The 14,729-nt window shown below is 38.9% G+C and carries 13 protein-coding genes; 1 reads left to right on the top strand and 12 read right to left on the bottom strand.

The annotated features are described in order from the left end of the window. Nucleotides 1–112 precede the first annotated feature (112 nt). Nucleotides 113–1,297, top strand: coding sequence for a PLP-dependent aminotransferase family protein (locus FFX44_RS03890; RefSeq protein WP_289978088.1), 1,185 nt, complete (start codon nt 113–115; stop codon nt 1,295–1,297). A gap of 200 nt (nt 1,298–1,497) precedes the next feature. Here FFX44_RS03890 and purD read toward each other — a convergent pair whose 3' ends face one another. The 12 genes from purD to purE form a co-directional block, all read right to left on the bottom strand. After that, nucleotides 1,498–2,754: a phosphoribosylamine--glycine ligase gene (gene purD, locus FFX44_RS03885; RefSeq protein WP_289978086.1), complete on the bottom strand. Its 1,257-nt coding sequence runs from the start codon at nt 2,752–2,754 to the stop codon at nt 1,498–1,500. A 16-nt stretch (nt 2,755–2,770) separates the two neighbouring features. Then, the gene (gene purH / locus FFX44_RS03880) at nt 2,771–4,309 is read right to left on the bottom strand and encodes a bifunctional phosphoribosylaminoimidazolecarboxamide formyltransferase/IMP cyclohydrolase (RefSeq protein ID WP_289978083.1); all 1,539 of its coding nucleotides are present in this window, start codon (nt 4,307–4,309) and stop codon (nt 2,771–2,773) included. A gap of 6 nt (nt 4,310–4,315) precedes the next feature. Beyond that, nucleotides 4,316–4,897, bottom strand: a complete 582-nt coding sequence (gene purN / locus FFX44_RS03875; protein WP_289978082.1) for a phosphoribosylglycinamide formyltransferase — start codon at nt 4,895–4,897, stop codon at nt 4,316–4,318. A gap of 10 nt (nt 4,898–4,907) precedes the next feature. After that, a complete protein-coding gene (purM, locus tag FFX44_RS03870) occupies nt 4,908–5,945 on the bottom strand; it encodes a phosphoribosylformylglycinamidine cyclo-ligase (RefSeq protein ID WP_289978081.1) in 1,038 nt (345 codons plus the stop codon). Continuing rightward, nucleotides 5,942–7,399 carry an amidophosphoribosyltransferase gene (gene purF / locus FFX44_RS03865; protein WP_289978079.1) on the bottom strand — a complete coding sequence of 486 codons (1,458 nt, stop codon included), beginning with the start codon at nt 7,397–7,399 and terminating at the stop codon, nt 5,942–5,944. The genes purM and purF overlap by 4 nt, the downstream gene beginning before the upstream one ends. Continuing rightward, entirely contained in the window at nt 7,375–9,603 is a 2,229-nt protein-coding gene (gene purL / locus FFX44_RS03860) for a phosphoribosylformylglycinamidine synthase subunit PurL (RefSeq protein WP_289978647.1), read from the bottom strand. The genes purF and purL overlap by 25 nt, the downstream gene beginning before the upstream one ends. Nucleotides 9,604–9,608: 5 nt before the next feature. Beyond that, nucleotides 9,609–10,298 carry a phosphoribosylformylglycinamidine synthase subunit PurQ gene (purQ, locus tag FFX44_RS03855; protein WP_289978078.1) on the bottom strand — a complete coding sequence of 230 codons (690 nt, stop codon included), beginning with the start codon at nt 10,296–10,298 and terminating at the stop codon, nt 9,609–9,611. Then, entirely contained in the window at nt 10,298–10,546 is a 249-nt protein-coding gene (gene purS / locus FFX44_RS03850) for a phosphoribosylformylglycinamidine synthase subunit PurS (protein ID WP_289978077.1), read from the bottom strand. Before purS ends, purQ begins: the two co-directional genes overlap by 1 nt. A 2-nt stretch (nt 10,547–10,548) precedes the next feature. Then, nucleotides 10,549–11,268, bottom strand: coding sequence for a phosphoribosylaminoimidazolesuccinocarboxamide synthase (gene purC / locus FFX44_RS03845; protein WP_289978073.1), 720 nt, complete (start codon nt 11,266–11,268; stop codon nt 10,549–10,551). Between the two features lie 393 nt (nt 11,269–11,661). Beyond that, on the bottom strand, nt 11,662–12,957 hold the full coding sequence (gene purB, locus FFX44_RS03840; RefSeq protein WP_289978070.1) for an adenylosuccinate lyase: 1,296 nt from the start codon (nt 12,955–12,957) through the stop codon (nt 11,662–11,664). Between the two features lie 12 nt (nt 12,958–12,969). After that, the gene (gene purK / locus FFX44_RS03835) at nt 12,970–14,091 is read right to left on the bottom strand and encodes a 5-(carboxyamino)imidazole ribonucleotide synthase (RefSeq protein WP_289978068.1); all 1,122 of its coding nucleotides are present in this window, start codon (nt 14,089–14,091) and stop codon (nt 12,970–12,972) included. Continuing rightward, on the bottom strand, nt 14,084–14,572 hold the full coding sequence (purE, locus tag FFX44_RS03830; RefSeq protein ID WP_289978067.1) for a 5-(carboxyamino)imidazole ribonucleotide mutase: 489 nt from the start codon (nt 14,570–14,572) through the stop codon (nt 14,084–14,086). Before purE ends, purK begins: the two co-directional genes overlap by 8 nt. Nucleotides 14,573–14,729 lie beyond the last annotated feature (157 nt).

Below are 14,729 nucleotides of genomic sequence, written 5' to 3'. Positions count from 1 at the left end.
ATAGTGAATTTTCTTCATCTTAAATTGAAAAAAATGAATTTTACTTAATATAAAATTAACGGTACACTTTAAATATCAACAAAACAAGTAAAATATCTGAGGAGGATTTATTATGATACCAACTTTTTCAAGCCGCATAAATCAAGAACCTACTAGCCTTGACGCATTATTCGCGTTGAGTGGCCGAGCTGACTTGATTTCATTTGCGGGTGGCTATCCAGATCCTGCTCTTTTTCCGAAAAAAGAACTTAACAATGCATTCGAGAGTAGAATAAAGAATGCATCCGCTGAAATTTTCCAATATCGTTCAGTGTTAGGATATGAACCATTACGCCAAAAAATTGCTAATTATACTAAGACAACTGGCACAAGTTGCATGCCCGAAAACATTATGCTGACACAAGGTGCACAACAAGGAATTAAACTTCTCGCAGGGCTCTTTCTCGATGATTTCGACGGCGTTGTAGTTGAAGCACCTACATATGCAGGTGGACTTGAAGCATTTAATGAACACAAACCAACTTATTATGAAATACCAATGGAAGACGACGGGATGAATATCGATGTTTTAGAGGAAACATTGGAGGACAATGATATCAAACTCATTTATACCATCCCCAATTTCCAAAACCCAACAGGCTATTGTATGTCTGTCGAGAAAAGAAGACGACTTGCTGAATTAGCTTCTAAATACAATGTCATTGTTATTGAAGATGACCCTTACCGTGAACTGCGTTATGCTGGTAATTCACTTCCTTCAATTAAATCCTTTGACTTAACTGAGAATGTTGTTACTTTAGGAAGTTTTTCAAAAATTCTGTCACCTGCTCTTCGTTGTGGTTGGTTAGTTGGTGCCAAAGAAATTGTTAAGCAGCTGTCATCACTAAGATTATCTTATGACTGCCAATCTTCAAACATTTTGTTGGAAGGCATTGATGAGTATCTGGAACATAATGATCTTGCAGCACATATCTCTGAACTAAGGACTGCTTATCAACAGAAAATGGATGCAATGCTGACTGGACTTTCAGAAAATCTTCCTTCAGAATGCAGTTTTTCTAAGCCAAAGGGCGGGTTTTTCATTTGGGTGGACTTACCTGAATCACTTGATGCACGTGACTTATTAAACAAAACAAAAAAAGTTGCCTTTTTGGAAGGTTCCTCTTTATTTGCAACCTCAAAAGAAGCAAATCACCTTAGACTTAATTTTACTGGAATTACAGAGGAACAGATTAAAGAAGGCTGCATCGACCTCGGAAATACAATTAAAAGTGCTCTTTTGGCATTAGCAATCTGATTATTTGCGGCTTTATTTCAACTTAATACAACTTCTTATTTTAAAAAGTGTGGAACAGGGGGGTGGGTCAAAAGTTAACTTTTGACCCACCCCCCTGTTCCGTATAAACGTGTTCCATAAGTCAAAATTTTCACGACTTATGTCACAACTCCATTTCGTTACACTTTTTTTGTATAATTATATTTTAAGATTCTGATATCTTACTTTAATGCCTTTTTTCCAATATCTTTACGATAATAACAATCAGTAAAATCAAGGCTGTCTATGTATTCATATGCCTTGATTTGCGCGTTACTGAGTGTGTCTTGCAGTGCTACAACGCTAAGAATCCTGCCCCCATTGCCGTACAATCGGTTATCTTTTGCAGTCACATTCGCATAATCAATTGAAATCCCTAGTCTTTTACCAAAATCAGGCAGCAATTGTCCCTTAACAGGAGCATGTGGATAACCTTTCGCAGCTAGGACAATCCCAAGACATGCCTGTGAATCAATCTCTAGTTGTTTCATTTTTATGTCATTAATGCAATTATCAATTACTTCTGCAAAATCTGTTTTTAACCGCGGCAATACGACTTGGGTCTCAGGATCGCCTAATCTGACATTATATTCAATAACCTTTGGTCCATGATCAGTCAAAATCAACCCAATATACAAGATACCATGATAATCAAAACCATCTTTATTCAGACCGTTAATTGAAGGTTCAACTATTTTTGAAATCATTTCTTGATAATCTTTCTTTGACAGCTGTGGAACAGGACTATAAGCTCCCATTCCACCTGTATTGGGTCCTTCATCGTCATCGTATGCACGTTTATGGTCTTGCGCCATTGGTAAAATCTGAAAATCAGTTCCATTAACCACAACAAACAAAGAATATTCTGGACCAGTCAAAAATTCCTCAAGAACAATTTGGTGTTCCCCATTTGCAAGCATCTCACCAATAACATTTTGCGCGTCTGCCTTTGATCCTGCAATTGTAACTCCTTTTCCGGCAGCAAGTCCATCTGCTTTAACCACGATGGGAACACTAAAGTCTGCAAGTGCCGAGATAGCCTCCGCCGTACTCTGGAAAGTCTGATAATCAGCTGTCGGAATATTGTGCTTTACCATGAATTTCAAGGCAAAGTCTTTCGAACCTTCTAGTTGAGCTGCAAACTTATTTGGCCCAAAAATCGCTAGTTTACGCTCTCTGAAATAATCAGTAATACCCGCAACAAGCGCATTTTCCGGTCCAACGAAAGTCCAATCGATTTGATTTTCAACTGCAAAATCAGCCAAGTCCTTGAAATTCAACTCCGAAATATCTACAGTATTTATTCCAGTTGATACCATCCCGCTATTTCCAGGAGCACAGTACACGTTAGCAACATTTTGACTTTCATTAAACGATTTACAGATGGCATGCTCGCGTCCACCGGAACCAACCACCAACAAATTAAGTTTCTTACTCACAATTACATCCCCCAACTTAGTGTCTGAAATGACGGATACCAGTTGTTACCATCGTAATTCCGTATTTATTAGCCATTGCAATTGAATCTTTATCACGAATACTACCACCGGGCTGCACAATTGCCTTAATTCCATGTTCTGCAGCATATTCCACACAATCATCCATTGGAAAGAATGCATCACTAGCTAATACGGCTGTCTCATCCAAAATATCACCCGCATTTTTTATCGCTATTTTGGTTGAATCAATTCTGTTGGGTTGTCCTGCCCCGATTCCAAGAGTTTGATTATTGTTTGTGACAACAATCGCATTACTCTTAGTGTGTTTAACTGCTTTCCAAGCGAATAGAAGCGTTTTTAACTGTTCTGGTGTAGGCCGTTTTTCCGTTACGACTGTCCATTTTGCAGGATTCTCTTCCAAGACATCTTGTTCTTGCACAAGTAAACCGCCCATTACAGAAACAGTTTCCTTGTTAGGCTGCTCATCTTTATTTGTAAAGTCCAGCTGAAGCAGACGAACATTTTTCTTTTTGGCTAAAACTTCGTAAGCTTCTTCTTCATATGCGGGTGCAATAATAAGCTCTAGGAATAAAGCATGCATTTTCTTAGCCGTTGCCAAATCAACCTTGCGATTTAAAACAATTACTCCGCCAAAGATTGAAATGGAATCGGCTGCGTAAGCTCTATCCCAAGCTTCTTCAAGAGAATTTCCTCTGCCAATTCCGCAAGGATTCATGTGTTTGAGTGCCACAACTGTTGGTTCAGCAAATTCACGAGCAATTCGAATAGCGGCATCTGCATCTTTAATATTGTTATAAGACAATTTCTTGCCATGCAACTGCTTAGCATTTGTGATTGCGTAATCTTTTGGCAATGCATCCTTGTAAAACCAAGCCTTTTGATGACTATTTTCACCATAACGCATTGTATCTTCCAAATCGTAGGTTAATGTCAACTTCTCTGGTGCAACAACTCCTGCTTTTTCAGTTAAATACCCTGCAATCAACGCATCATAAGCAGCTGTATGTCTGAAAACCTTGGCCGCAAATCCAGCACGTGTTTCTAACTTTGTGGCCCCAAGTTCGTCCAATTCATCTACGACAACCTGATAATCTGTACTATCCACAACAACAGTCACATCATGATAATTTTTTGCGGCACTGCGCAACATGCTTGGTCCGCCAATATCAATATTCTCAATCGCATCTGCAAGTGTGACATCTGGCTTTTCAATTGTTTCCTTAAACGGATAGAGGTTTACACAAACCAAATCAATAGGTTGAATATGCAACTTTTCCATCGTTTCAACATGCTCTGGCAAATCTCTTCGTCCAAGTAAACCGCCGTGGATAAATGGATTCAATGTCTTTACGCGTCCATCAAGAATTTCTGGAAAGCCAGTCACATCCTCCACTGAAATAGTCTTTACACCCGCTTCTTCCAAAACTCGTTTTGTTCCACCAGTCGAAATGATTTCAAAACCATTTTCAATCAGCTTTTGTGCAAATGGTACCAATCCTGTTTTGTCAGAAACACTCATCAAAGCTCGTTTCATTTTTAATTATTCTCCTTTTTCAATTAATTCATTCAAAATAGATTTTACGACCTGAGGATATAATTTATGCTCACATGCATGAATTCGCGTTTCCAAAGACTCAACAGTATCATCTTCAAGAATTGGAACTCGCTCTTGTGCAATAATTGGACCAGAATCCAAACCTGAGTCAATATAATGAACTGTCACACCGGTTTGCTTCTTCTGGTCCTCAAAAGCTCGTTCAATTGAATGAAGCCCAGGATATTCTGGTAAATATGCCGGATGAAGATTAATGATTCTACCTTCATAATTATCAAGAATCGGAGCTCCTATCACTCTCAAATAGCCTGCAAGAATTATAAAGTCAATCTTATATTGCTTAAGTAATCTGGTTATTTTTTCTTCATACTTTTTTTTGCCTCCAGACTCCTTAACAGTGAATGTCTCGACAGTCACATGGTGCTTTCTCGCACGCTCCACTACATGAGCATTCGGGTGGTCACAAAATAATAACGCTAATTCACCTTGGAGTTCTTTTTTCTCAAATAAGCTCGCAAATATTTCGAAATTCGTTCCATTGCCTGATGCAAAAATTGCAATTCTCATATCAATTGCCTCACTTAAAACTAATTTTTTCAGAATCGACAGGTCTAGCAGCTAACTCACCAACAACATAAAATTCTTCCTTTTCAGAGGTCAAAATATCTTTTGCTCTTTCTAAATTAGCAGGAGAAACTGCGATTACCATTCCTAATCCCATATTAAATGCTTCAAGGCAGTCTGCATCTGATAAATTACCCTGCTCTTTTAGATACTCAAAGATTGGAAGCACCGGCCAAGAATCGAACTTAATTTGGGCCTGCAGGTTTTCACTAAACATTCGCGGCAGATTTTCAATTAAACCGCCACCAGTAATATGACTAATTCCATTGACAATTGCTGCATCTAATAATGGTAACAAAGATTTAACGTATATTCTAGTTGGTTCAAGCAACACTTGTTCAATTGACCTACCATTGAAGATTGTTGGCTTATCTGAAAGTTTAAGCTCATTATCCTTAAAAAGAATTTGTCTTACCAGCGAAAAGCCGTTAGAATGCAGTCCGCTTGATGGTAAACCAATCAAAATATCCCCTGCTTGCGGCTTTTCATTAGTTAAAAGTTGGCTTTTTTCGACAACCCCAGTTGCACAGCCTGCTAGATCATATTCTTCGACTGCGTACATATCGGGCATTTCAGCTGTTTCACCACCAATCAGCGCAACTTTTGCCTGCCGGCAGCCATTCGCAACCCCTTTGACAATTGCAGCCATTTTCTTGGGATCATTATGACCTGTTGCAATATAATCCAGAAAAAATAACGGTTTTGCTCCCTGTGCAACAATGTCATTGACACACATTGCAACACAATCAATTCCAATTGTTTCATGCTTATCTGCCTTTTGTGCAATCAATAATTTTGTGCCAACACCATCAGTTCCTGATACCAAGACAGGATGTTTAATCTTTAATTCGCCTAAATCAAATAGTCCACCGAAGCTCCCAAGACCTTCTAGTACACCAGGTTGTTTGGTACTTGCAACTTCTTCTTTGATTCGAGTAACAAGTTCGTATCCCGCATTTACATCCACACCAGCCTCTTGATATCTACTCATCTTACACCAACCTCCAATTCATGCTGATGTTTTAATGACTTCAAGTATCCCTCTTCATAATCATATAAGGGAGTTGGATACTTACCATCGAAGTAAGCGACACACAGGCCTCCATTTGGAGCAGACTTTGCATCGGGAATATCAATTGCTTTAATTAAATTTGGAATAGTCAGGAATTCAAGTGAGTCTGCACCAATTTCCTTACACATTTCAGCAATAGAGTAATTAGCTGCCATAAGTTCAGAACGCGTTGAAATATCAATCCCATAAAAACATGGAAAGCGTAGGGGTGGTGAGGCAATACGCATATGAACCTCCTTGGCACCAGCATCCCTCAGTAACTTGACAATTTGCTTGCTCGTAGTTCCACGAACAATCGAGTCATCAATAATCGCTACCTTTTTCCCCTCAACAACTCCACGAACAGCAGATAATTTCATCTTGACCCCACGTTCACGAAGTTCTTGTGTTGGTTGAATAAAAGTTCTTGCAATGTATTGGTTTTTAATCAAACCCATTTCATAAGGCAATCTGCTTTCTTCTGCATATCCACTTGCAGCCGACAAAGAAGAATTAGGCACACCGATTACCATATCAACATCAAGCGGTGACTGTTTAGCAAGTAATCTTCCCATCTTCTTGCGTGCATTATGCACTGTCACGCCATGAATAATTGAATCTGGACGTGAAAAATAAATATATTCCATCGAACAAATTGCCAACTTAGTATCATCAGTATAGCGATCAATGTGCAGTCCATCTTTATCAATGATTATTAGTTCACCTGGTTGGACATCTCGCACCAACTTTGCCCCTACCATGTCCAAAGCACAGGTTTCACTAGCAACAACATAAGAACCATTCGCAAGTTGACCAATTGATAATGGTCTAAAACCATTTGGATCTAATGCTGCAATTAGACTATCTTCGCGTAATAACAAGAATGCAAAACCGCCATGAATTTGGTTTAGGCTCGCTTTGAGTGCATCAATAAAATCCAGATGTTTCTTTTGTCGAATCAAATGAATTAAAATCTCGGTATCTGAAGTAGACTGAAAAATAGCCCCTTCCTTTTCAAGCTCACGTTTAATTGTCTCAGCGTTCGTAAGATTGCCATTATGAGCTAGTGCAACATCACCATCGCCAAAATGAAATAAAAATGGCTGTACATTAGCAAGAATGTTATTACCGCTTGTTCCATACCGCACATGTCCGATTGCAGCATTTCCGACCAAATTATCCAAGTTCTCCTTATTTGCAAAAACTTCTGCCAGCAAGCCGCGATTTCTAAACTGTTGCAGCTTCTCGCCATCACTCACAACAATTCCGGCACCTTCTTGTCCTCGGTGTTGCAGACTGTGTAGACCAAAATATGTCAGATGGTTTGCCTCTGCCGTACCAAAAACACCAAAGACACCACATTCTTCATTTAATCCTTTGATTTCATAAGGCATGGTATTGCTTCCTCCCAAATTTTTTGAGCTTTTGCACCTTGAATCTCAAAATCCGCATTTTGACACTTCAAGTGTATCTGCTGACTTGCGGTTGTCTCACCAATTTCAATACAATCATTTCCCATTATTTCAACAAATTTCTCAACATTTTCAGGAATCACACTCACCACAAATCTACCCGGGGTCTCGCTGAATAAGTCTCGTGCTTTCATTGTTTTTAATGCAACTTCTAATCCTAAACCACTCGAAAAAGTACTTTCAACTAAACCAACAGCTAGTCCGCCCTCACTCAAATCGTGAGCACTATCCACTAACTCTGCTTCGATTGCTTGCAGTAATTTGAAGAACTTCTGGCTTTCAAGCTCTGTATCAATGGCATGCAGCGTACCCGTGATTTCACCAGTCACCATTTTTTGAATCTCTGACCCTGCGAAATCAGCGTGCGTCTTGCCTACTAAGAATATCTTGGCTCCACTATTTTTAAAAGTATTAGTCAAATGCTTATTAATATCCTTGACTAAGCCAACCATTCCAACCATCGGTGTAGGATAGATCGCTTCGCCATTATTTTCGTTATAAAGTGAGACATTGCCGGAAATTACAGGGGTGTTTAATACACGACAAGCCTCTGACATCCCTAAAACTGACTGATGCAGCTCCCAATAGATTTCGGGATCAGTTGGATCCCCATAATTCAGGCAATCTGTCATTGCTAGAGGAAGTGCTCCACTCGCGATTAAATTCGCTGCAGCTTCTAACACCGCAATTTGTCCACCAACAAATGGATTAAGATATACAAAACGTCCATTGCCATCAGATGTCATTGCAAGCCCTTTTTTTGTTCCTCTAATGCGTAAAACAGCAGCATCACTGCCAGGTCCAACAACTGTATTAGTTCTAACCTGCGAATCGTAAGTTTGTGTGAAGATTTCTTTGGAAGCAATTGTTGGTTGAGCCAATAATTGCTGTAATGTTTCTTTAACATCTAGAATTTCTGGAACCCAGTCAGTTGAATTTTCAGCCTGGATAATTCTTTCTGGCTTTCTTTCCTCGCTAGGTTCTTCTAAAACATCATCTGTCAGACTTGAGACAGGGATGTCGGTAACAACCTCACCGTGATGGTTTAACACATAGTTGTTCCCAGATGTAACACGGCCAATGACAACTGCCTCTAATCCGTAATCTTTAAATAAAAATTTGACCTTCTCTTCAAAACCTGCACGAATACACAGCAACATTCTTTCTTGCGATTCGCTTAACATAATCTCATATGCCGACATCTCGGTTTCTCGTTGCGGCACACTATCTAATGTTAGTTCCATTCCGCTGCCAGCCTTGGATGCCATCTCACAACTTGAAGAAACAATTCCTGCCGCACCCATATCCTGAATCCCAACTAACCATTCCTTATGCTGACTAGTTAATTCCAAACAAGCTTCCAGTAAGAGTTTCTCCATAAATGGATCACCAACTTGAACGGCCGAACGTTGTGTTTCCTTGTCGTCTGCAAAATCTGCAGATGCAAATGTCGCCCCATGAATCCCATCACGTCCAGTCTTGGCTCCTACATACATAACTGCATTGCCAACACCCTTAGCCTGTCCTTTTTGCATATCTTTTTGATCCATAATACCAACACACATTGCATTTACCAGCGGATTACCTGTGTAACACTCATCAAAAGTTGTTTCACCGCCAACAGTTGGAATACCCATGCAGTTGCCATACCCGCCAATTCCTGCGACTACTTCATTAATTAAATACTTTGTATGCGGGTTGTCAATCTCACCAAAATGTAGCGAGTCAAGCATTGCAATCGGTCTTGCACCCATACTGAAAATATCACGAATTATTCCTCCAACTCCAGTCGCTGCACCTTCATAAGGTTCCACTGCTGACGGATGATTATGACTTTCTGCCTTAAACACAACTGCTTGATCATCACCAATATCAACAATTCCTGCACCTTCTCCCGGTCCTTGCAGTACTCGTTCACTCTGGTTAGGAAATTCCCGCAAGACAGGCTTTGATTTTTTATATGAACAATGTTCGCTCCACATAACAGAAAAAAGTCCGGTTTCAGTATAGTTAGGTAATCGTCCCAACAACTTTTCAGAAATAAAGTTGTACTCTTTTTCAGTCAATCCCCACTCAAGATAAGGTTTATTCTTTTTTATTTCTACAGGGCTCATTTCGACTTTCACAGCCATTAGCGTACAGCCTCCTCAGTAGCGACCTTCCCATTTTCAAGTAATGATTTAAACAAACGCAATCCATCTTGATTTCCCAATATTGCTTCAACTGCCCTTTCAGGATGTGGCATCATCCCTAAAACATTCCCAGTCTTATTCGTAATACCAGCGATATTATTCAAACTTCCATTTGGGTTTTCTCCAGCGTAGCGAAAGACAACTTGCTGATTTTCTTCAAGTTCTGCCAAAGTTTCTTCATCAGCGTAATAACTGCCATCAGCATGCGCAATCGGTAAATCAATTTCTTCTTTTTCTTTATATTGTGTCGTAAAAAGAGTCTGATTATTTTCAACTGTTAATGGAACTGTCTTGCAAACAAACTTCAAGCTGTCATTTTGTTTCAGAGCCCCAGGTAAAAGACCAGCTTCGGTCAAAATCTGGAAACCATTACAAGTTCCAAAAACTGGTTTGCCTTGCTTAGCAAAGGCAACAATTGCTGGCATGATATTGCTGAAACGTGCAATTGCGCCACATCTCAAATAATCACCATACGAAAACCCGCCTGGTAACATGACCGCGTCAAAACCGTCCAAGTTATCATTCTTATGTGAGACGTATTCCACGGCAGCACCACAAACAGTATGAAGTGCCTCAAAAAGGTCAATATCACAATTTGAACCAGGGAAAACCACAACCGCAATCTTCATTACGCTTCCTCCATCACTTCATAATGATAAGTTTCTAAATTAAAGTTAACTAATAATTGTTCTGAAACCTGACTAACAATCTCTGCAACTGTTTTATCATTAGGCTCTATCTGCAAGTCAAAGAATTTACCAACATTTACCTTTTTTACTGCAGAAAAGCCTAAACTGTGAATCGCATCTGTAATTGTTTCTCCTTGGGGATTGAAAACCGACTGCTTATAAGTTACAAAAATACGTACATTCACCATAATTACATATCCTCCGTAAGAACTTTTTCAAGTCGTTTTAACACTTCTTCATATACAACTGTTAAATCGCCAAGATCGCGGCGGTAAACATCTTTATCCATGTGAGCATTATCCTTCATATTCCAAAGTCGGCAATTATCTGGAGAAAATTCGTCTGCCAACACGATTTCGCCATCTTTAAGTTTGCCGAATTCTAACTTAAAATCAATCAAACGCAAATCAATTTTCTTAAATAACTCTGTTAATAATTGATTTACTTTTCGTGAAATATCCCACATTTTTTCAATCTCATTTTTTGTAGCTATTTTTAACGCCAAGATTTGCGAATTATTCATAAATGGATCATCTAACTCATCACTTTTAAAGTATGTTTCTTCAACAGGAATCGCAAATGTTTTTCCTTCTTCAACACCAAAACGGGTCGCAAAATGCCCAGCCGCAACATTTCTTGTGACCATTTCAAGCGGCAGAATTGTAACTTTCTTAACAAGTTCTTCTGTGTCTGAAATTCTTTTGATAAAATGATTCTCAATTCCTTGTTGCGTAAGATATTCAAAAATCAAGGAAGATATATAGTTGTTTAGAATCCCTTTACCTGAAATCTGATCTTTTTTCTTACCATTCAATGCTGTTGCCTGATCCATGTAAACTACTTTCAAAATTTCTTCATTTTCAGTTGTCCACATTTGTTTGGCTTTTCCTGCATAAACCATCTTTTCCATCTTTCAAACTCAATCCTTTCAACTATAGGCGAATATTAAGAATAACAACTACCGAGAATGATCACTAATTAACTTAAAGATTAACAATAAAAAAGCAAATAGTCAATAAGTAAAACCCGAACTTTATTTTCTAATAATTAATATTATGTTTGCTTTCTTGTAAAAATATCAAAATTGGCTGTACAATTCATTTCTATTATTTAATTATTCCGAACTATATGTTGTATACTACCTAAAAGTAATTGAGTTTTGCACGTAAAAGGAGATGGCAGTCTAGTCTCTAATACATAGATCGTTAGCAGTAATCAACAAAAAAAGCCCTAATCACAAAGTAATTAGAACTCTAATATGAGACTCACTTGCTAATTATCTATAAATTCCTTTGCTCCAAAGTTAACCTAAGCCGACACGCTCAAAGATTTCATCAACATGGCGTAAATGCCAATGATAATCGAATGCATCATCTAATTCTTTTTTTGAAAGACGACTAGTAATTCGCTCGTCTTGCTCGAGTAATGGTCGAAATTGAACTTGCTTATCCCATGATTCAGCTGTTTTCGGTTGAATCAAATCATACGCATTTTCCCGACTCATCCCAGTATCAATTAACTTAAGCAACACTCTTCCACTGTAGATTAAGCCAAATGTTCTGTCCATGTTACGCAACATATTATCTGGAAAAACCGTCAGATTTTCCAAAATTTTACCAAAGCGATTCAACATATAATCCACCAAAATAGTTGTATCAGGCAAGATAATTCTCTCAGCCGAAGAATGTGAGATATCTCTCTCATGCCACAAAGTTACATCTTCAAAAGCAGTCACCATATGCCCCCGAACAACACGTGCTAATCCACAAATATTCTCTGAACCAATCGGATTACGCTTATGCGGCATTGCAGATGATCCCTTCTGCCCTTTTGCAAAATGTTCTTCAACTTCGCGTGTCTCCGATTTTTGTAATCCGCGAATTTCGGTCGCAAATTTCTCCAAGCTTGTTGCAATTAAAGCTAATGCTGCAAGATATTCAGCATGCAGATCACGTGGTAGAACCTGACTTGAGATTTCTTGTGGGCGGATTCCAAGCTTCTCACAAACATACTTTTCAACGAATGGATCAATATTGGCGAATGTTCCCACTGCTCCACTGATTTTACCTGCTTCAACTCCAGCAGCAGCATGTTCAAAACGTTCAATATCACGTTTTATTTCTGAATACCACCGTGCAATTTTTAATCCAAAGGTAGTCGGTTCAGCATGGACTCCATGAGTTCTTCCCATCATCACAGTATCTTTATATTTCTTTGCTTGTTTGCCAACAATATCCTTGAAATGTGCCAAATCTTTTCGTAACAACTCGTCAACCTGCTTCAATTGATATCCATAGGCTGTATCCACAACATCCGTACTAGTCAGTCCATAATGCACCCATTTTTTCTCCTCACCAAGCGATTCCGACACACAGCGGGTAAAGGCAATTACATCATGATGTGTTGTTTCCTCAATCTCTAAAATCCGCTTAACATCAAATTTAGCATTCATGCGGATTTTTGCAACATCTGCAGCAGGAATATGTCCAAGCTTTGCCCATGCTTCATCTGCTGCTATCTCCACTTCAAGCCAGCATTCATATTTTTTTTGATCTTCCCAAATTGCTGCCATTTCTGGTCGTGAATATCTTGAAATCATTAGTTTACTCCTTTAATCCCATACTTTTGTTTTTTCAATTTCAGAAAGTGTTTCTTCAATATTGTTAGTCAAAATTGTGATATGGCCCATCTTCCTATCATTCCGTGCGTCAACCTTACCATAGTCATGAAAATGCCATTGCGATTTCTCAGAAACTAACTTTGCTGCACCAGCAACATGCTGTCCAAGGATGTTGACCATAACAACAGGCTTTAATAATTCCACTTTTGGCATTGGCCAGTTACAGATTGCTCGATTATGTACATCAAACTGCGAAAAATTGCAGGCTTCAATCGAATAATGACCCGAATTATGTGGACGTGGTGCAAGTTCATTTACGTAAAGTTCACCATCTTCGCCAACAAACATCTCTACTCCTAGGATACCACATAGATTAATCTTGCTTGCGATTCTTTCAGCCATCTGTTGCGCTTTTTCTTGCAAAGTATGCGCGATTCTTGCAGGCACAATACTCTCATGCAGAATTTGATTTCTATGAATATTCTCACTCACAGGAAACAATGAAATCACACCAGCGATATTTCTTGCAACCATTACAGAGATTTCCTTAGAGAATAAGACCCAATCTTCAAGTATACATTGACCTTGTCCAATCAGTTCAGGTGCTTGGGTTAGATCTGCAGCACTGTGCAACACCAACTGTGCTTTTCCATCATAGCCGCCTTGACACGTCTTTAGAACTGCAGGATATCCGAACTTTTGAAGCTCGATCTTTAAATCAGCAATAGAGTTAATCGCTGCAAAAGGTGTGACTTTCAAGCCACTTTCAGCTAAAAAAATTTTTTCATTTAATCTATCTTTAGTAATTGCTAACAATTTTGTTCCTTGAGGAACCGAAACCATCTTTGTAGCATCTTCTAACGCTTTTAAATCAACGTTTTCAAATTCATACGTCAGAACATCTGAGCGAGCTGCTAATTCTTCAATTGCAGAAACATTTTCATATTCTGCAACAATTTGATCATCAGAAACCTGTCCTGCAGAACAATCTGGATTTGGATCTAAAATCAGTACACGAAAACCAGCAGATTTTGCGGAAAATGCCAACATCTGTCCTAGCTGGCCTCCACCAATAATTCCGATTGTTTGCCCTTGTGCGATCATTTTAGACAAGCTCTTCACCACTCTTCATTGCTTTATCGTGCATTTCCTTGCGATAGGCCCTAAGTTTTTGTGCAATCTGGGCGTCAGTAATTCCAAGTATCTGTAATGCTAATAATGCAGCATTTTTTGCCCCGGCAACACCGATTGCAGTCGTTGCCACCGGAATTCCAGCAGGCATTTGTACGATAGACAATAGTGAATCAATTCCACTAAGAGCGTGACTTTGAACAGGGACCCCAATTACTGGCAAAATTGTATTTGCTGCAATCATTCCGGGAAGATGTGCTGCACCACCAGCACCAGCAATTATTACCTTAACATCATTATCCGCAGCATTCTTGGCAAATGCAAACATTTCTTGTGGCATTCTGTGTGCTGAAATAACTTGTTTATCAAAACTGACACCAAATTGTTCTATTATATTGGCCGCTTCCTTCATTGTCTCCCAATCCGAAGAGCTTCCCATTATAACACTGATTTCATTGCTCACCGTTATCCCTCCTAAAGTACAGCCTTAGCTTAGCAAAGGATATGCTAATTGTCAAAGCTAAAATCGAACTTTATTTGCAATAAACACGTATTCATACGTATTAAGCTAAGATATTGATTCAGTTATCACTAAAAAACTTTTTTATTTCGTATTTTAT

The organism is Lactobacillus sp. UCMA15818, assembly GCF_030400225.1.
Classification (GTDB): Bacteria; Bacillota; Bacilli; order Lactobacillales; family Lactobacillaceae; genus Liquorilactobacillus.
The sequence above is the reverse complement of the archived record's forward strand: the minus strand, read 5'-3'. Positions and strand labels throughout refer to the sequence as shown.

Coding starts and splice junctions, on each gene's coding strand:
- FFX44_RS03890 (WP_289978088.1), top strand. CDS start 113: ATGATACCAACTTTTTCAAGCCGCATAAATCAAGAACCTACTAGCCTT.
- purH (WP_289978083.1), bottom strand. CDS start 4,309: ATGAAACGAGCTTTGATGAGTGTTTCTGACAAAACAGGATTGGTACCA.
- purN (WP_289978082.1), bottom strand. CDS start 4,897: ATGAGAATTGCAATTTTTGCATCAGGCAATGGAACGAATTTCGAAATA.
- purM (WP_289978081.1), bottom strand. CDS start 5,945: ATGAGTAGATATCAAGAGGCTGGTGTGGATGTAAATGCGGGATACGAA.
- purF (WP_289978079.1), bottom strand. CDS start 7,399: ATGCCTTATGAAATCAAAGGATTAAATGAAGAATGTGGTGTCTTTGGT.
- purQ (WP_289978078.1), bottom strand. CDS start 10,298: ATGAAGATTGCGGTTGTGGTTTTCCCTGGTTCAAATTGTGATATTGAC.
- purS (WP_289978077.1), bottom strand. CDS start 10,546: ATGGTGAATGTACGTATTTTTGTAACTTATAAGCAGTCGGTTTTCAAT.
- purC (WP_289978073.1), bottom strand. CDS start 11,268: ATGGAAAAGATGGTTTATGCAGGAAAAGCCAAACAAATGTGGACAACT.
- purB (WP_289978070.1), bottom strand. CDS start 12,957: ATGATTTCAAGATATTCACGACCAGAAATGGCAGCAATTTGGGAAGAT.